The following is an 18,143-nucleotide window of genomic DNA, read 5'->3' on the forward strand; positions in this document are numbered from 1 at the left end:
GACCATGGGTGTTGTAGTCGGAGCCCGCTACTGGGCCGACTCCACGATGGTCAGTCGCGGGCCAACCACGTCATAGGAGAAGCGGACCGCAGTTCCGTTCTTCAGGCTGCGTTGCAAGAGCGCAAGCCATGGGGCGAAATTCGGGTCATCGCGCGCCAGCCGATAGATGGCGGCATGTCGGCCGAACGCCACACCCACCGGGGCATCGGGGTCAGCGATGTTGAGGCTGGCGACGACGTCCTGTTCCACGATCGGTGCCGCACCGGCGACTCCGACTGGTGCAAAAGCTAAGAACGACAGCACAATTACGAAAACGGCGCCGAGTTTCCTCATAACCGCAGCGTCCCGTCTAGCAGTTCCTCGAACCGGTCCAGCGCCATCTCGGAATCGGCGTCGATACCGCGCAACGGTCCGCGATCGGCGAGGTAGCGCTGCGCATACAACGCGGCGACCAGTGCCTTGCGCTCACCGCCGCGGGTATCGCGCTCCCAGGCGGCCTGTTCGATCAGCAGCGCGCCCGCGTAAACGTCGCCCATGAATTGGGCCAGCGGGAACAGCCGCGCCTCGGCGACGGTGCTGTCGAGTTTGGTCCAGGCCGTGATCGCCGCGTCGAGATCCTCGATGCGGCGGGCCACCAGGGGAGTGGTTTCGCCGTCGTGGGAGACCGACACCGCGTCGTGCAGACGCGCCAATAACGTCTCGTGCGCCTGGGTCTGTTGGATACCGCGGCGCACGTCGAGGCACAGGATGTTGTCCGGGCCCTCCCAGATCGTGTTCACTTGTGCATCGCGCAAAAGCCTTGCCACCGGCCAAGTTTCGATATAGCCATTGCCACCGTGAATCTCGATCGCATCCGAGGCCGCGGTGATCCCCAGCCGGCACACCTTGAGCTTGGTGACCGGCACCGCGATGCGCTGCCGCATGCTGCGCGGCTGGCGATGGTTGGCGGCTCCGGTTCCGTCGAAAACCATTGCCTGCGCGGCTTCGACGTCGACGATCAGTTCCGCCAGCTTGCGCCGCATCAGCGGCTTGTCGATGAGCGCACCGCCGAACGCGTGGCGCTGCCGCGCGTAGCACAGCGACTCGACCAGGGCGCGGCGCGCGTTGCCCAACCCGAACAACGCGATCCTGAGGCGCGCGGCGTTGGTCAACTCCATCATCCGACCCAGGCCCTTGCCATCGGACGGGCCCGTGTCGCCGGTCGGCTTCTCGGACAATAGAAACGCCTCGGCGTCGACGAACTCGACCTCGCCGGAGGCCACCGAGCGGGTGCCGAGCTTGTCCTTCAATCGCCGCACCCGCACGCCGTTGCGCGAACCGTCGCGGCGGGTGCGCAGCACCAGGAAGTTAGCGATGCCGCGGGTCGAATCGGGCGCACCCTCGGGTTTGGCCATCACCACGAAGGCCTCCCCGGCGCAGTTGGAGGCGAACCACTTGAAGCCGTTGATTAGCCACCTGCCATCGTCTCCGCTACGGGTGGCAGTCGTCTCCAGTGCCCCGAGATCGGAGCCGCCGGTGCGCTCGGTCAGCAACTGCGCCGTCTCGCCCGCCCATTCGCCGGAGGAGAACTTGGCCAGCACATACTCGGCGACGTCGGCCGGCGCGTACGCGGCGACCAGAGACTGGACCATGCCGCCGCCGGTGCCCAGTGCGCAGCCCATCCCGATGTCGGCTTGGTTGAGCAGATAGTTGGATGCGAACAGCGCCAGCCCCGAGCTCACTTTGGCCGCGCGCGCATCGGTGCGCAGCGCCTGCTGAGCCGCTAGCACCGCGCGCTTGGACTGCGCGAACGAGTCCGGCATCACGACATGACTGACATCGTGTCCCCACCGGTCGTAGCGCTGAAGCCGCGGCGGGTTGCGATCCGTCTCGTCGGCCCAGCGTGTCACCGGACCGCCCATCAGCGCACCGATGCTCGTCAAATGGGGTTCTAGGACCGCCAATTCGTCGGGCCGCAGGTAGTAGGCCATGGTGAACTGCAGCGTGGGGTCGGTCAGGTACCAGTTGAGGCCGGCGGCGCTGTGGTAGCTGTCCGTCCGGTAGCGCTGCGACTTTTCTTCAGTGCAGAAAGGCAGCCGGTCCACGGCCTCTACGTCGTAGTCGCTCATGCCGCGACGTTATACCGGTGCGACGAACTCCGAGGTGTAGAACTCGGCCGGGTTCTGGGAATTCGGATTCGGCCGCGAGATAATCACCCAGACCCCAGTCGTGCCCTGCCGAATGGTGTCCGACACCGTCGTCGTTCCGCCGCCGGCCCCGTCGGTGTCAAGGCCGGAATAGGCGGTGCCCGTACTTCCCGGGCCACAGCCGCCCGCCGCCCGCCGAGGTTCCTGAATCAGGCCGACGTCGAAGTGGGTTCCCGGCTGGGGTGCATCCGACAGATGCACCTCCGCGCTCGCTTTCCCCCCGGTGGAATGAATGATCACTTCACCGGTGCCCAGGGCGGACCGCGGCACCATGGGCACGGTGCTTATCAGGCTGAAATCGCAACGCCTGAGCTTGCTGTCCAACACGACAATCGTCCCGGCTTCGGCCCCGGCTATAGCGATCCCCGCGGTCGCCACCGGGGCCATCGCCGCGGTAAATGCCGCCCCGCAGGCGGCTAGGCCCTTCCATGTTTGCATCGGCCAACCTTTCCCCCCGTGTTTGCTGCTTCACAGCAGAATAGATATTGACCTTTGTTCGCCGGAATTAAACCAATTGGAAAGAATTACTCAAGCGTCAATTGTTGCGGCTATTTTACCGGTGCCAAATTGTCGTCGATTAAATTGCAAAACTTATGCAATGCAAGTGTTTTCGCCGCGGTTATTACGGCTTGATCCGGATCTGGCCGGGCGACCACCAGCCGGTGCGGGTCGCGGCGCCCAGGTCGAGTTGTGCGGGCTGGGCGTCGGCGATGGTCTCGAACTCGCGCAGCGATCCCCAGTCGCGGCCCCAGTCGTGCGACAGGTAAGTCGACATCACGTGCGCCCGCAGCAGTAAGTCGGTGATGCCCAGCAGGCCGCCGTTGACGCCGTCCTGCCAGGTGTCGGTGTCCTGCTTCTTGGCGTTGTAGTCGGGGGTGATGCGGAACTTCGGAATCTCGGTGACGCCGTTGACGTGCAGCATCGGCTGCTGGCAGGGGAAGGCCAACCCGACCGCCCAGTCCATCAGCACTGGCTGCGTCGAGCCGACGTACTCCTGCAGCGAGCGCAGCTCCGGTACCCGGGGCGGGGTCACCGCGATCCAGTCGTCCGCCGTCAGGGATGGGTCCTCGGCGACCACCCGTACCGCGATCGCGTCGGTGGGCATCTGCGCGCGCGCGAAGCGCAGATTGCGCCACACCTTCGGCTGCTCCCCGTACAAGTCGTAGGGCACCAGGCGACCGGCCGGCACCAGTTCGCCGTCGGGGCCGGGCCGGGCGTATTCCAGTTCTACGGTCTGGCCGGCCGTGTGGTGGTGCAGGATGCTGTTGCCGGCGATCGAACCCGCCGCGGTGACCACCACCAGCGGATGCCCGTCGTCCGGCTTCGGCAGCTGGTACCACGCCGAGGTGAGCCGGCTCTGCTGTTGCGGGCCGCTGGTGTAGCTGCCCGCGATCGGAACTCGAGCGGGGTCCAGGCCGTACGGCAGCGGTACCGTCGATCCGTTGATACCCGGCGCCTTGAGTTTGGTCGGCCCGTACCAGTCGTAGTCGGTACCGGGCTGCGGCACCGCCGTCTCCCGAACCGCTTCGGCCAGGGTGCGTTCCGGGATGCCGTTGGGGCTGAATCCGATGGGGGCGAGACCACCCAGCGCACCCAACGGGCCGTAGCTTCCGGGGTACGGCGTCATGAAGCCGGCGTTGCTGTCCGGCTCGACGAGCACGTCGTCGGCAAGCCCGCAGCCGCCGCTGAATTCGCGCAGGTTGTCCCAGGCATTCGAGTAGGTGGGGTACTGGCGCACGATGCCGGCCACCATCGACGCCACGAACACCAGCGCCATGAAACCGGCCGCGAGCGGTATCGGAGCCACTGTCAGAGCGCGCGCCAGCCGGCCCTCGCCATGGCTGGTGTCCACGAAGTGCAACCAGGCCGCGTATACGGCGACAATCACGAATAGTGCGAAAAAGATTCCGCTGATTGTGATTCCGCCGATTTTCGGCATGGAGCTGTTGAACGGCACGCCATAGCTCGAGACGTACCACCAACCGTTGGTGGTGGCGAAGCACAGCGCCAACACGAACAACAGCGCCGCCAGGAACGCCATCCGGTTGCGCGACCAACGCAGCACCTTGGGCGACACCAGCACGGTCGTCAGCGCGGCCATCGCCGCGCCCACCGCGGCGAACAGCCCGAAATGGTGCACCCACTTGGTCGGGGTGAACATCAGGAAGAACATGGTGCCGAAGATGACACCCATCAGTCGCCATGCCGGCCCGCGGGCCACTCCCGGAACGCGCTTGCGCCGCAACATGATGAACACCGCGGTGAACAAGCACAGCGCGGTCAGCAAAAAGCCGAATCGGCGCGACAGCGACCCGTCGACGGTGGGCAGGATCAGGTAGTAGTAACGCAGGTTCTCGGTGTACCAAGCCTGACTGGGCCCGATCGCGGTGCGAATCCTGGTGGCTTCCAACACCGTTGACAACGTCTGGTCGGCAAACACCACGGTGAGGATGACGAAACCGGCGGCCAGCATCGGGGCCACCAGCGGCCAGGTTCCGACCAGGCGATGGCGGCGCACCAGTATTCGCAGGATCGGACGACCACCGGCAACCAGCGCGGCCACCGCGATCAGCCCCGTCGGCTGTACACCCAGGGTGAATGCCGCGGTCACCACCGCCAGGGCAGCCGGGGTCAGCCGTGAGGCGCACATCGTGCGTTCGATCAGGACCCAGGTGAGCAACGAACCCAGCGCGATGATGGGTTCGGGACGCAGACCGTTGTCGAACGGCATCCACGCGGTCAGCAGGACCATGCCCGCCGCCCAATTCGCTGCCTTACTCGACGTTACGGCGGGCCCCAACCGCGGCAGCACCTCACGCGACAGCAGCAGCCAGCACACCAGCCCGGCGATCAGGTCGGGCAGTCGTATCCACAGACTGTCGTCGCTGACGTGGGTCATCACCGCCAGCAGGTTGTAGTACCAACCGAAGGGGTCCTCCGGGCTGCCGAACCAACGGAAGTAGTTGGACATGTAGCCGGCGTGGTCGGCGACCCGGGCCATGCCCAGGATGTAACCGTCGTCAGAGGAGTTCGCCCCGATCACATGCCACAGCACGAACCCGAAAAGCACCGTGGCGTCGGCGAGGGTGAACTTTTTCCAGCGAGTCGGGATCAGGCGGTGCATCCTGCGACCGTCCAGCTGGTCCAGCCGCCACAGCGCGACCAGCGAGACGATGGTGGACAGGATGGCGCCGATCATCGTCAGCAGCTTGAGTGTCGTTGGGGTGGTGGAGAATCGGGTGTCGATGGTCGCCGAGAACTTGAGCCCGGGTGGCGCGGGACGGGTCAGATCGGTAAACACCCCGACGATCTGCGGCCGCAGGTTGGGATCGGCGAAGCCGCCGGCCTGCGGCTTACCCGCCGGATCGGTCAAACCGACGAAGGTGGCGAAAGTGCCGGCGTGCGTGGAGGTTATCTCGATGCGCTGGCACTGCGGAGACTCTGCCTGCTCGCGTGACACGCTGGCGATCACGACGTTGCGGTCGGTGACGTCGACGCGCTTGCCGTTGACGACGACGAACAACGCATTGAGGGCGGCGTCCTTGCCCTTCTTGGGTGCGGTGCTCAGCACCACACCGCCGTCGGCTGGCAGGTCGCGGACCACAGCACATGGCACGCTGGCCGTCACGTCGACTGGGCTCAGTGAAATAAGCGGCGCCGTAACGTTATTCAATTGGCCGTTCTGAGGCCAGTTCAGCATCGCGGTTGTCTGCACCACCGGCAACAGGGGTGTCGCGACAGACAACACGAAGCCGACAAGCCCGGCGATCGTGGCGACCCACCGGGTGACCCGGACGTCGTCGCGGGTACGGCGCCCGCCGGTGGCTGACTTTTCTTCGTGGTCGATGACGCTCACGGTAGTGCCCGAATCGGTCCTTGCCGGCTCCAGCCGTTCACGGTCATCACACCCTGTTCGACGACGGCGTTCGGCGCTTGATCACTCGGCACCAGTGGGAGGTACTGCTCGACCGATCCCCAATCGCGATACCAGTCGCCGCGCAGGTAGGTCGAGACCGTCGAGGTCCGCAACAACGTCTGGGCGAACAGGAACGGACCGCCGGCCTCGCCCGCCTGCCACCCGTTCGACGACGCCGCCGTCTGCTTGTGATCGGGCAGGATGCGGTAGCCGGGAAGCTCGGCCACGCCAAGATGTTCGGAGAACGGCCGCTGACATGGGAAGTTCGCGGCAGTCGCGATGTCCATCAGCACCGGGTTCTGCGAACCGATCAGCTGCTGCAGAGTTTGCAGCACCGGGACCCGCGGCGGTGTGAATGCGAACCACTGACCCTCACTCAGGTTCGGGTCGTAGGCGACGATGCGTGCCACGTTTGCCTCCGGCGGCGCCCAGCTCAGCGGGAACCGCAGATTGCGCCAGGCCGGCTCCGGCCCGATGTCTATGGGCTGCACCTCGGTGAGTGGCGCAGTGGTCCCATCGGGGCGGGCGACACCCCACTGCAGTTTCAGCGACTGCCCGTAGGTGAAGGTGCCGTCCTCCTTGTACGACCAGATGGCTCCCGCCGCGGAGACCACTACCAGCGGGCGGTCCGGTGTGCGCGCAGGCAATTGGTACCAGGAAGAGGTGGCGGTAGCCGCCAGCGAATTCTCGCCGTAGCTGCCCATCACCGGCGTGCGGGCCGGGTCGAGGCCGAACGGTAGTGCCACGTTCGACCCGTTCACCCCGACCGGGCCTTTCCCGCCGGCGGTGCCCGCGGAGTCACTCATCGCGGCGTTGGGCTTGTTGGGCGACGCGTCGGAATTCACCACCCCTGGTTTGGTCACCACCGGGTACGACCTCAAGTCATCGCCCACCCCGTCCGGTTTGAACCCGACCGGGTTAGCACCGCCGAGCGGGCCGCCGGGGCCGAACTTCTGGCCCGGAACTGGCTGCAGCAGGCCGACATTGGGATCAGGTTCGGTTAGCACTTCGTCGGCCATCGCGCAGCTGGTGGGCGACAGTTCGGACGTGATAGCCGCGAGGTTCGCCTTGCCGGTGGTGTAGAGCGGGTACCGGAACACCGCCCCCTTGGCCAGCGAGCCGACTTCGCCCAGCACCATGATCGTCGCGACCACCAGCAGCGGGGTGGACGCCAGCACGCGGTTGCGCCGGTTCTCCTTGATCTCGGTGTGTCCGGCGTAGTCCATCCGGAAATGCTGCCAAGCACCCAGCAGCCCGGTCGCTATCGACAGCGCCAAAAACATCGACGTCACCGGGTGGCTCGCGACGACGGGCTGGATGTCGAACCACGGCACTCCGTAGTTGCCGACGTAGAACCAGCCGTTGATGCCCGAGGTCGCCCACGCCAGCACGAACAGCAGCGCGGTCACGTAGAGCGTCAGATTGCGGCGACTGTGCAGGCCGATGCGGGCGAACGCGAACGCGGTGACCGCGCCGAGCGCGCCGGCCAGGCTGGCGAACGCCCCGAACTGCACGGCCCACTTCGTCGGCGTGAACGTCAGCAGCAGCAGGCCGAGCGCGGTGGTGCCGATCAGCCGCCAGGCCGGACCGCTGGCCAGCCCCTGCACCCGGCCGCGGCGCAGCATCACCACCAGCATCCCGAACAGGCACAGAAACAGCACCAGCACCGCGAAGCGCCGCGCCATCGATCCGTCGGGGTTCGACTCGACCGTGAGGAAGTAGTAGCGCAGCCAATCCTGGTACCACGCGATCGTCGGCCCGACCTTGTATTTGATGCGAGCCGACTCGGCGACCGTCGCCAGCGTCTGGCTGCGGAGCACCACCACCAGGATCAGCGACAGCGACGCGGCTAGCACGGCCAGCGGCGCGACCGACCCGTCGGTGGCCCGGCGGCGCCGGACGATCGACGCGATCGCGCGCGCCCCGGTCAGCAGGGCGGCGACGGCAATCAACCCCTGCGGCGCCAGCGTCACGGTCAGCATCGCCACCGCGATCGCAACCGCGGCCGGAGCCAGCCGCTGCAACGCGATCGCGCGCTCGACGAGCATCCAGGTGACGATCACGCCGAGGGCGATCAGCGGCTCGGGGCGCAGGCCGTTGTTGAACGGCAGCCACGCCGCCAGGAAAACCACGCCACCGGTCAGCACCGCCACCGTGTTGGATCCCAGGCCGCCCTTGCCGGGTCCGAGCCGGCGCAGCACCCAGTGGCTGATGATCAGCCAGCAGGCGATCCCGGCCAGCGTGGCCGGTAGCCGCATCCACACGCCCGCGGTGCTGACCGAGGCCAGCTTGGCGAGCACCGAGAGGTACCAGTCGAATGGCGCATCGGTGGTCCCGAAGTAGCGGTAGTAGTTCGCCACATACCCGGCTTTCGGCGCTATCCGCGCGATGGTCAGGTTGTAGCCGTCGTCGGACGAGGTGGCGCCGATGACATGCCAGACCAGCAGCGTCGCGATCACACCCGCATCGGTCAGCCAGTTGGCCCAGCCGATCCGCCACCACGTGGCCCGCTGCTCGCGCGGACGGTAGCGCGACAGCCAGGCGATCGGGGATCGCCAGTTGACCAGCGTCCCGCCGCGGCTGTGGCGATCCAGCACGGCCAGCGCGAAGATGGCGATCAGCACCGCCAGCGCACCCGCCGCCATCACCAGCTTCTTGAGCGCTGTCGGCGTCGTGATGAACCGGGTGTCGATGTCGACCCGGGCCGACAACCCCGGTTCCGCGGCCACTTTCAGATCGGTGAAGATGCCCCCGACCTGCGGCTTCTTCTCGGCGGGCAGCACCCCGGCGGCGCCCGGCAGGCCGACGAAATCGGCACCCGCGGCGCCCGCGTCGGCCCAGACGTGCAGCACGCTGCAGGCGCCGGCGGCGATGGCCGAGCGCTTGGCCACCGCGGCGACCGTGTCCCGGAACGCGACGACGACCACATCCTTGTCGGCACGAACGAACAGCCCGTCCTTGCCCGAGTCCACGCCGCCGATCGGCAGGGTCGAGACCACCAATCCGCCGCTGGGCGGCAGGGTGGCTATCGCGGGGCAGGGGACGGAGATGTCGAGCGCGCGCGGTGCCCCGGACACCAGGGGCGCGGTGATCTGGGGGACGTGCCCGTTCACCGTGCCCTGCGGCCAGGCGATGGTCGCGGTGGTCTGCTTGACGGGGAGCAACGGAACGGTGAGGCACAACAGCAGGCCCGCAAGCCCGGCGACGACGGCGACCAAGCGGAGGATCCGCTGCGATCGCTCATTACCGTCTTGGGGCACGGGGTCCGATGGTAAGCGACGGTGCTTTGTCGGGTGAGGACGCGGGGCCGCGCAACGGGTGGGTGAGCGCGCGCAGACCTGCCGGACACCTTCGAAGATTCATACATTTCTGCGGTCAGGTCTGAAACCATTCAATGCGATGACGGACTCAGGTCTCGGGTTCGGCGTGCTGGGGCCGTTGCTGCTGACAGCCAACGGCACCAGGATGTCGTTGGGCGCCCCGAAGCAGCGAGCCGTGTTCGCGATGCTGCTGATCAACCGCAACCGGCCGGTATCCGTCGACTCGTTGATCAGCGCGGTCTGGGACGAGGATCCGGTGCCCGCCGCGCGGATCAGCATCCAGTCCCACGTGTCCAACTTGCGGCGGTTGCTACGCACCGCGGCGGCCGAATCCAACCAGGTGCTGGCCAGCGTCCCGCCCGGCTATCAACTCAGCGCCGCAGACGCCGACTGCGACATCGGCCGTTTCGGCGCCGAGAAGGCCGCGGGCGCGCAGGCTGCCGCGGTGGGACGCTTCGAGGAGGCCAGCAGCCACCTGTCCGCGGCGTTGCGCGAATGGCGCGGGCCGGTCCTCGACGATCTGCGCGACTTCGCCTTTGTCGATGCGTTCGCCACCGCGTTGACCGAAGACAAGGTCGCGGTCCACACTGCGCGCGCCGAGGCGGAGATCGCCTGCGGGCGCGCGGAAGCCGTCATCGGTGAACTCGAGGCGCTTACCGCCGAACATCCTTACCGGGAACGACTTTGGGCGCAGCTGATGACCGCCTACTACGTGACCGAGCGCCAGTCCGACGCTCTCGGTGCATATCGGCGACTCAAGACCGCCCTGGCCGATGGGCTCGGCATCGATCCAGGGCCCACGGTTACCGAGTTACACGAGCGGATCCTGCGTCAGGAACCACCGGCTACCACCCGGGCAGCCGTGACCACGCTGAAAGTCAGCGTCGACGCGCCCGACGATGCGGCCGTTGCGATCCGCGCGTCCGCCGTTGTGTTGTTGCGCGACAACGCCGGTCGGCAGTATCGGCTCAACGACGCCACCACCCGGATCGGGCGTTTCCCCGACAACGACATCGTGCTCGACGACAACGACGTCAGCCGCTACCACGCCGCGATCACCGACAGCGGCACCGGGTTCGTGATCACCGATCTACGCTCCACCAACGGTGTCGAGGTACAGGGCAATCGCATTCGCGGCAGCGCCAGTCTCGCCGACGGTGATCACATCCGAATTGGCGGCCGCGAGTTCACCGTCGAAATACGTTCGGGCTGAATGCTATTCGTGAATTCGTGTGGCCAGGGTGTCGCGACCGGGGCCGCTGAGTTCTGTCAGCGCTGCGCGGCGGCCGGTCATCGCCATCAGCAGAGCTTCGCCCGGCCCCGTCACCTCGGGCCTTCGACCGTGTACCCAGTCGACATCGGTGGCGCGCAGTTGCAGTCCCCGGATCCGGCGGCCGGCGCCCAGCCGTGGGTTGCCGGGCACCGCGCCCAGCACCCGCTCGAGCCGCTCGACGGGAATGCGGCGCGGCCGACCCAGCGAGCGGCGGATGTCCTGGTGATGGATCGTTCCGTCGACAAGGGCGATCATGCCGCCGAAACCCGCTGTCAATCCGCGTGGCTGGAGGTGGTTGCGCAGAAATGCCAGCAGCTGTTGTGGGCTCAGCGTCGCGAACTCGTCGACGCCCACCCGGTTCGCTCGTACCACCCAGCCCTTGGCGAAACGCTTAAGAAGGCCCAGGGTACCGAGCTCTTCGTAGCTGATCACATGTGCGACAACATCTTTGACGGTCCACTCAGAACAGAGGCTGGGCGTCTGCCAGTCCTGTGGCGCAACGGTGGACAGAAAATCCGCGAGGTCGGCCCGCTCGGCGCGGGCCATGCTCATCGTGGACTCCTCCGCAATCACTGCCCTGCTCCGGCGGTGACGAGGCCGACGTAGTGGTGCAGGTACAGCGGCCATCCGGCGTCGCCGTCGACTCCGTCGGCAACCGAGCGCCAACCCGGGCCGTGCCGCTCCAGGTGGCGGTGTTCGAGCTCGACGCGCGTGCGCTCTTCGGACTCCGCGGTGAAGCGCACCTCGACCTCGCTGGTCCGCGAGGGGTCGGGTTCTACTTGCCAGGCCGGGCTGATGTCCCAGCTGAACACCAATCGGTGTGGGGGGTCGTAAACCAGCACCCGCGCCCATCGGCACTCGCTGCCGTCGGTGCCGCGGTCGTAAATGTGGCCTCCCGCATGCGTTTCGAACACGGTCTCGGCGATCGGGACCGCCAGCAGGTTGTGTTCGCGCGGCTTGAAGTCGCCGAACTGCTCGGTGAAGACGGCGAACGCGCGCTCGATCGAGGCGTTGACGATCACCTGATGCTGAATCTCCGGGATTCCCGGCTGCGTCATGACGCGTCTCCTTCGATCGCGTTGAACTTGGCTGCGTAGTTGCCCAGGGCTCGCGTCCAGAACCGGTCCAGCTCGGAGCGCAACGCCTCGAGGCCGGCCGGGTCGAGTTGATAGACCCGCCGGGTGCCGGCCGCGTGGTCGCGCACCAGCCCCGCGCACTGGAGCACCTTGAGGTGCTGTGAAACGGCCGGCCTGCTGACGGGTAGATCCCGGGCCAGTTCACCGACGGCCGTCGGACCATGCGCAAGCCGCTCCATGATGGCCCGCCGCGTCCGGTCCGCCAGCGCCAGCCACGCATCACCTTCGGATTGGTAAGCCATCACGAACCGTAAGCTTACGCTTACCAATGACGGGCAACATGCCTCTCCGACTGAGAATTGGACGCATGAATTTCGCAAGAATCTCGCATAGTCCCAGCAAGTGGTCTGCGTGAAACTACCGCTGTCGGCAACCCAAACCGAGCAAACGTCGCGGGCCGACAGCGACGAAAGCGCAAAGGAACCGACCATGAACACCTCTGGGAACTGGATGCGGATCATCGCCGGGATGCTGGTTTCGGGTGGCATCGCGGCGGCCGGTTGGGGCTTGGGTGCGTTCGCCTTAGGCGATGGGCCGACCTACTGGTGCCCCGGGCAGAACATGCCTGCTTCGAACCCGCCGTTGACCTGGGACATGAACGTCTGCCACCAGTATCACCGGCTTACCGACCAGCAATATGCCGAAGGGCCGCTGCCCGGGAATCGCTGAGTGTTTGGGATCGGTAGCAATTTCGGCCGTGTGCAGTGGCGCCATGAACAACACTCACACTATGAAGCGAATCCTCGCTGGTGCGGTGCTGTCCGGCGGCTTCGCCGTCGTCGGACTGGGTTTGGCCGCGGGAATCGGCCAGGCGCAGCCCGCACCGATGGTCTGCCAGGACGGCGGCACGGTACCCACGCCGACGAACAGCTGCACCTACCAGTGGTGCCCGGGTTCGCCGATCATGAAGAACATGCCGGATTGGGACAGGAATACCTGTCACCCTTGGTATTTCGACCAGAACAGCCCGGTGACGAACTCCACCATCATCGAGGGCTTTCCACCGCCGCGGCCGCCGTCGCCGCCGTGCATCCCATTCATCAACTGCCTGCCGGGACTGTAATAGCTAGCCGCGGCGCAGCGGTGCCGGGTCCCACAGGCCGCTGCGCGTGGCCGTGCCCAACTGCAGACGGGCGGGTTGCGCGTTGGGGTAGTAAGGCGTAAGCCGTTGCAGCGAGCCCCAATCGCGCGACCAATCGTCCTTGAGATAGGTCGAGATTGTGGTCGCTTTCACCAGCAGCTCGGTGACACCCAGCGGCCCACCGCCGTTGTTGTCCATCACCGGCGAGTTGGCCTCGGCGCCGAACCGGTCCGGCAGGATGCGCCACTTGGGTGTCTCGTCGACACCGTTTTCGTGGCCGAACGGTCGCTGGCACGGGAACGCCAGACCCACCAGCCAGTCCAGGAACACCGGGTCCGCCGAACCCACCACTTGCTGCAGCGTGTGCAGCTCTGGAATCCGCGGGGCCGTGACCGCGATCCAGTGCTGCGGTGCCAGGTCTTCATCATTGGCGACCAAGCGGATCTGGGTGGCGGTGTCGGGAATCCAGGACAACGGCAGCCGCAGATTGCGCCAGGCCGGGGACGCGCCGACGTCGAAGAACTGGAACGACCCGCCCGGCTTTCCGGCGGCCGCCTCGTCATCGGTGGCCCACTGCACCTGCACCTCGCGGGGATCGAACCGGCCGGCCGCCGACACCACCAGCAACGGTTTCGCCTTGTCGCGCGGCGGCAATCGATACCAGCCCGAGCGCAGCATCGCGGGAACCTGGATGCCGGATCGCCAGCTGCCCAGCACCGGAGTGTGCGCCGGATCGAGGTTGTAAGGCAGCTGGGCTCGCGAGCCGTTGACGCCCGGTGCGGCGCTGGTGCCGCCCTCGGTGCCGGCCTCGCTGGTGGTTGTCTTTCCGTCTTCGTTGATGAAGCTGCGATCGCCCGGACGCTCCATTACCGGGTCGGCCGAGACGTCGGAAGGAATGCCGTTGGGCGTGAAGGCTTCCGACAGCCCGGCACCGAGCGCGTCGCCCACCGAACCGGACACCGGCCACAGCATGCCGGCATTGGGATCCTGCTCCACCATGACATCCTCGGCCAGCCCGCAGGACTTGCCGGTCAGTGCCTCCAGGTTGGACCGGCCCACCGACCAGGCGGGGTACTGCCCGATCATCGCCAGCGTCAGCGAGACGACTTCGAACGTCACCAGAGCCCACGCCGCAATTGCCAACGGGGACTGAATGATTCCGGCCATTCGTGTCCCGGTGCGGGTTTTCAGGGGACCACTGAAGGGCCCGCCCGGTGACATGAAGTGGAACCACGCCGACAGCAGTAGCACCAGTACTGTCAACCCGAGCAGCGCGGTGGCAAACGCATAGTGCCATGCTGGGAATGAATTCGACCATGGCACACCGAAATTGGAGACATACCACCAGCCGTTGACGCTGGCGAACGACAAGGCCACCAGGAACAGCACCGTCGCGGCGAACACGGTGCGGTTGCGGCGTGAGCGCATCGCCACACTTGTTACCGCTACCGCGGCCAGCGCACCGAGCGAGCCCGCTAAACCGGCGAACACCCCGAAGTGGTGTGTCCATTTCGTCGGCGTGAACATCATTGCGAGGAACGAGATGATCGTGATGCCGACGATGCGACGGCTCGGTCCGGCGGCGGTACCCGGAATTCGGCCCTTGCGCAACGACATTGCCACGGTGATGCCCAGCGCGAGCAGCACCGCCAGCACCGCGAAGCGCCGGGCGACGGATCCATCGGGGCTGGCCATGAACAACCGCTCGTAGCGGATGTGCTCGTCGAACCAGCTCAGGCTGGGACCAAGCGCCCGCTTGAGCGCGGTCGCCCGCATCTCGCCGGCCAGCGTCTGATCGCGGAAGATCAGGATCACGGTGACGGTCACCGCGGCCACAATGGGCGCCAGCAGCGGCAGCACGCCGAACTGTCTGGATCGCCGGTGCACGATCGTGCGCAGCGGCCCGACCGCGACCAGCAGGGCGCCGATCGACGCGATGCCAGTCGGCCCGGAGAACAGGGTCAGCGCGCCGATGATGCAGGCGATCGCCACCGGCAGCAGCCGATTGGTGGCCACCGCGCGCTCCACCGAGCACCAGGTGAGCAGGATGCCCAGGGCAATGATCGGCTCGGGGCGTAGCCCGTTGTCGAGCGGCAACCAGGTCGCCAGAAACAGTCCCGCCGCCGTCCACGCCGCCGCGCGGTTGGTCTTCACGGCATGGCCCAGCCGGGGGATTACCTCGCGGCTGATCGCCCACCAGCATGTCAACGCCATCGCCAGGGTAGGTAGCCGCATCCAGACGCTGTTGGTGCTGATGTGCGCCCACAGGGCCAACAGGTCGTAGTACCAGCCGAACGGCGCCTCCGGGGTGCCCAGCCAGCGGTAGTAGTTGGCCATGTAGCCGGCGTGCTCAGACACCCGGGCCATGGTCAGGATGTAGCCGTCGTCGGAGGTGTTGGCCCCGACGAACTGCCACCACACCAGCACGCCGATGACGAGGGCGTCGAGACCGCCGATCGACCACCATCGCGACGGCAGGAAGCGGCGGTGCCGGGTGCCGTCGGCGGTGTCAAGGACGTGCAGCGCGATCAGTGCCACGGCGGTCAGCACCACACCGAGGATCATCGCGGCCATCTTCAGCGGCGTGGGGCTGCTGCTGTAGCGGGTGTCGACGGTCGCCGAGAAACTCAGGCCCGGCGGCACGGGCCCGGACAGGTCGGTGAAGACGCCGACGATCTGCGGCCGGAAGTCGTAACCGCTCTTCTCACCGCGCAGCGGCGAGCCGGGGTGCTCGGCGTTGGGTCCCTGTGTCAGCCCGACGAATTCGGCGGTAATGCGATCGGCGTGGGCGGTGAAAGTCAGTCGCTGGCAGGCCGGCCTGAGGACCTGGCTAAGTGGCGCGGTGACCACCGGGACGTTGCGCACCACGAGTACCAGTTCGTCGTTGGAGCGCTGGATCAGCAGCCCGCGGTCGATGGCTTTCGGGGCTTGCTTTGGCACCGTCGACAACAGAATCGTCTTACCGGTGTTCTGCGGTCCGGCCAGTCCCGCGGCTGCCTGGCACGGCACCGCGACGTTCAGGTCGGTGGCCACATATCCGATCAGCGGCGCCTCGATGCTTTCGAAGTTGCCGTTCTGCGGCCAGTTGAGCTGGGCGGTGGTTTGGTTGACCGGGAGCAGGGGGGTGGCGATCGCCAGCAAGGCTCCGAGCAGGCCGGCGACGACGGCCACGATGCGAGCGATCCGGTGACTTGCTCCCGTGCCCTTCACGGACGTAGATGGTAGTTCTTCGGCCAAGTCGCGCGAGGTCTCGGTAGCCATCAGCGACCGGCCGCCGGTTGGGCCGCGGGCCGGCGGATGGCCAGCACAAACGGGCCGACGCTTTGCACGGCAAACCGTGGGTCGTCGAACAGCGCGGCGCGTAGCTCGACGGCATAGCGACGAACGTTGGGCTGGTTGGGATAAACGTCCTCGGCCAACCGCAGCGAGTAGTTGTTGTTCGCGCCCCGGCGCATCAGGAACACCGTCGGCGGCGCCCAGGGGGACGTGTCCAGCGCGTGGATGAATTCGTCGGGGCTCTTGAGCTCGGACCACTTCTTGATCTGCGCGGCCCGCAAGTCGAACTGCGCCAGCGGGTTTGCGTAGTGCGACGTCAACCCCTGGAAGCCCCAGTACGGGTAGTAGGACAGGAAGCTGTAGTCGGCGGTCAACACCACCGTTTGATCCCGCGGCCGCCCGGTGACGCCCACGATCGCGGCGTCGATCGCGGAGTAGAACTTCTCCGAGCCCGCGGGTCGCTGGTCGCCGCGCTGGCCGTGGCCGTCGGTGTCGGTGTAGGCGATGGTCAGATCCGGCCGCAGCACGTCGGGAATGTCTTGGCTGAACGCGATAGCGGTGGTCAACCCGATCGCGCCGGCCACCGCAACGATCGCGCGGCTTCGCCTGCGTAGCGCATGCGTCGCCTCGATGCACCCGAACACTCCGGCTGCGACCAGCAGCACGCTCAAGGTCGGCTGCAGCCGGAACGACAGCAGCGTGGTGCGCGCCAGCGTGGTCAGCATAGACAGCAGCGACCACAGGTAGACGGCCAGCACGCCGACGGTCAGGGCGCTGGCGCGGACCGACGTGGGGGCACCTCCCGCTTGCGAGGGACGGGTGCGCACCACCAGCCACAGCGTGCCGATCATGCAGATCGCTCCCAGCAGCGAGAACTGCAGCATCGGGAAGGTCAGCTCGGCCCCGTCGGCCGGCAGGTAGTGGAACGCGCTGCCGCTATCGCTGACCGGGTCGTGCAGCGTGCGCACCAAGAACGGCAGCCAGGAGGTGGCCGCGACGGCGGCGGCGATGACGGCGATGACGGCGACCCGGCGCATCGGGTCGAGCGCGGCGCTGAACCCGGATCGTCGCCAGCGGGACGCCACCAGCACCAGTGCCATCAGCGCCATCGTGAACGCGGTGAAGCCGAACAGCAGCGTGTACCAGGTGGCGGTAAAGCCCAGGAACAACCCGGCGCCGATCACGGCCGCCCAGCCTTGGGCCCGTGGCTCGAGCGTGGCGCTGCCGTCACGCTCGGCCTCCAACGTGACTGTGGCGTCACATTCGCCGGCGCGCAGACCCGACCACGTCAGCACCAGCACCGGCGGCAGCAGCACGGTGATCATCGCCGCGTAGGGCTCCGGCGAGCTGTAAGCCAGCGCCACCGCGGCGGTCGCGGTCGTGACGATCAGCGCGTGCTCGAACCGGACCATCCGCCACCACAGCACCAGCGCGACCGCGATCGCGATCGTGATCGAGGTGATCGCCCACGGCTTGTACATCTCCCACGCCGGCATCCCGGTCAATGCGGCGGCGCGCCCGCCGATCCAGAACCAGCCCGGGGGGTAGAAGGACGGCAGCCCCAGGTAGGTCATGTCGTGCAATGCCGGGCTGTCGGTCAGGCGCGTCAGGTACTCGGTGCGGAATTGCTGGTCAACCGAGATGCCGAACAGATACAGCTTGGTCGCCCCCAGCGGCATGCCCAGCGTCACGATGGACAACGCCGACACGAACACCAGCCCGCCCAGCTGGGCGACCAACCGCCACCGGCCGGAACGCCGCCACAGCCAGCCGACGCCCACCAACCCGATCAGGCAACCGACCTGACCGACGGTGGTCAGCGCGTGCAGTTGATTCGACGACGGAAACGCGGGCCACTGGACCCGCGCGATGGCGATCAGCGAGATCACCGAGACGACGACGGCCACCGTCACCGCGGCGAACATCTGGCCGAGGGTGGCCAGTGCGTTACGCAT

At 66.9% G+C, this 18,143-nt stretch carries 13 protein-coding genes; 3 read left to right on the forward strand and 10 right to left on the reverse strand.

All coding sequences use genetic code 11. The features are described from left to right. Window positions 1–27: 27 nt before the first annotated feature. From H7K34_RS25365 to H7K34_RS25385, 5 genes are all read right to left on the reverse strand, one after another. Window positions 28–333 (reverse strand): hypothetical protein, encoded by a 306-nt coding sequence (locus tag H7K34_RS25365; protein ID WP_264064721.1) that lies wholly within the window; start codon window positions 331–333, stop codon window positions 28–30. After that, window positions 330–2,108: an acyl-CoA dehydrogenase family protein gene (locus H7K34_RS25370; RefSeq protein ID WP_264064722.1), complete on the reverse strand. Its 1,779-nt coding sequence runs from the start codon at window positions 2,106–2,108 to the stop codon at window positions 330–332. Before H7K34_RS25370 ends, H7K34_RS25365 begins: the two co-directional genes overlap by 4 nt. A 9-nt stretch (window positions 2,109–2,117) precedes the next feature. Beyond that, a complete protein-coding gene (locus H7K34_RS25375; protein ID WP_264064723.1) occupies window positions 2,118–2,624 on the reverse strand; it encodes a hypothetical protein in 507 nt (168 codons plus the stop codon). Between the two features lie 184 nt (window positions 2,625–2,808). Continuing rightward, entirely contained in the window at window positions 2,809–6,033 is a 3,225-nt protein-coding gene (locus tag H7K34_RS25380; RefSeq protein ID WP_264064873.1) for an arabinosyltransferase domain-containing protein, read from the reverse strand. Between the two features lie 5 nt (window positions 6,034–6,038). Beyond that, a complete protein-coding gene (locus H7K34_RS25385; RefSeq protein WP_264064724.1) occupies window positions 6,039–9,362 on the reverse strand; it encodes an arabinosyltransferase domain-containing protein in 3,324 nt (1,107 codons plus the stop codon). A gap of 139 nt (window positions 9,363–9,501) precedes the next feature. Between H7K34_RS25385 and H7K34_RS25390 the strand changes: the two genes are divergently transcribed. After that, complete coding sequence (locus tag H7K34_RS25390) at window positions 9,502–10,635, forward strand: BTAD domain-containing putative transcriptional regulator (RefSeq protein WP_264064725.1); 1,134 nt, start codon at window positions 9,502–9,504, stop codon at window positions 10,633–10,635. 3 nt (window positions 10,636–10,638) lie between these two features. Here H7K34_RS25390 and H7K34_RS25395 read toward each other — a convergent pair whose 3' ends face one another. The 3 genes from H7K34_RS25395 to H7K34_RS25405 are packed head-to-tail and all read right to left on the reverse strand — an operon-like array spanning window position 10,639 to window position 12,076. Further along, on the reverse strand, window positions 10,639–11,247 hold the full coding sequence (locus tag H7K34_RS25395; protein WP_264064726.1) for a maleylpyruvate isomerase family mycothiol-dependent enzyme: 609 nt from the start codon (window positions 11,245–11,247) through the stop codon (window positions 10,639–10,641). Between the two features lie 17 nt (window positions 11,248–11,264). Beyond that, window positions 11,265–11,753: an SRPBCC family protein gene (locus tag H7K34_RS25400; RefSeq protein ID WP_264064727.1), complete on the reverse strand. Its 489-nt coding sequence runs from the start codon at window positions 11,751–11,753 to the stop codon at window positions 11,265–11,267. Next, window positions 11,750–12,076, reverse strand: a complete 327-nt coding sequence (locus H7K34_RS25405; RefSeq protein WP_372510859.1) for an ArsR/SmtB family transcription factor — start codon at window positions 12,074–12,076, stop codon at window positions 11,750–11,752. Before H7K34_RS25405 ends, H7K34_RS25400 begins: the two co-directional genes overlap by 4 nt. A 184-nt stretch (window positions 12,077–12,260) precedes the next feature. Here H7K34_RS25405 and H7K34_RS25410 point away from each other — a divergent pair, with 184 nt between their 5' ends. Beyond that, complete coding sequence (locus tag H7K34_RS25410) at window positions 12,261–12,500, forward strand: hypothetical protein (RefSeq protein ID WP_264064728.1); 240 nt, start codon at window positions 12,261–12,263, stop codon at window positions 12,498–12,500. 43 nt (window positions 12,501–12,543) lie between these two features. Beyond that, window positions 12,544–12,894 (forward strand): hypothetical protein, encoded by a 351-nt coding sequence (locus H7K34_RS25415; RefSeq protein ID WP_264064730.1) that lies wholly within the window; start codon window positions 12,544–12,546, stop codon window positions 12,892–12,894. Between the two features lie 3 nt (window positions 12,895–12,897). Here the strand turns inward: H7K34_RS25415 and H7K34_RS25420 are convergent, their stop codons facing one another. Then, on the reverse strand, window positions 12,898–16,173 hold the full coding sequence (locus tag H7K34_RS25420; protein ID WP_264064731.1) for an arabinosyltransferase domain-containing protein: 3,276 nt from the start codon (window positions 16,171–16,173) through the stop codon (window positions 12,898–12,900). Next, window positions 16,173–18,143 carry a galactan 5-O-arabinofuranosyltransferase gene (locus H7K34_RS25425; RefSeq protein WP_264064733.1) on the reverse strand — a complete coding sequence of 657 codons (1,971 nt, stop codon included), beginning with the start codon at window positions 18,141–18,143 and terminating at the stop codon, window positions 16,173–16,175. The genes H7K34_RS25420 and H7K34_RS25425 overlap by 1 nt, the downstream gene beginning before the upstream one ends.

The organism is Mycobacterium montefiorense, assembly GCF_025823255.1.
Lineage (GTDB): Bacteria > Actinomycetota > Actinomycetes > Mycobacteriales > Mycobacteriaceae > Mycobacterium > Mycobacterium montefiorense.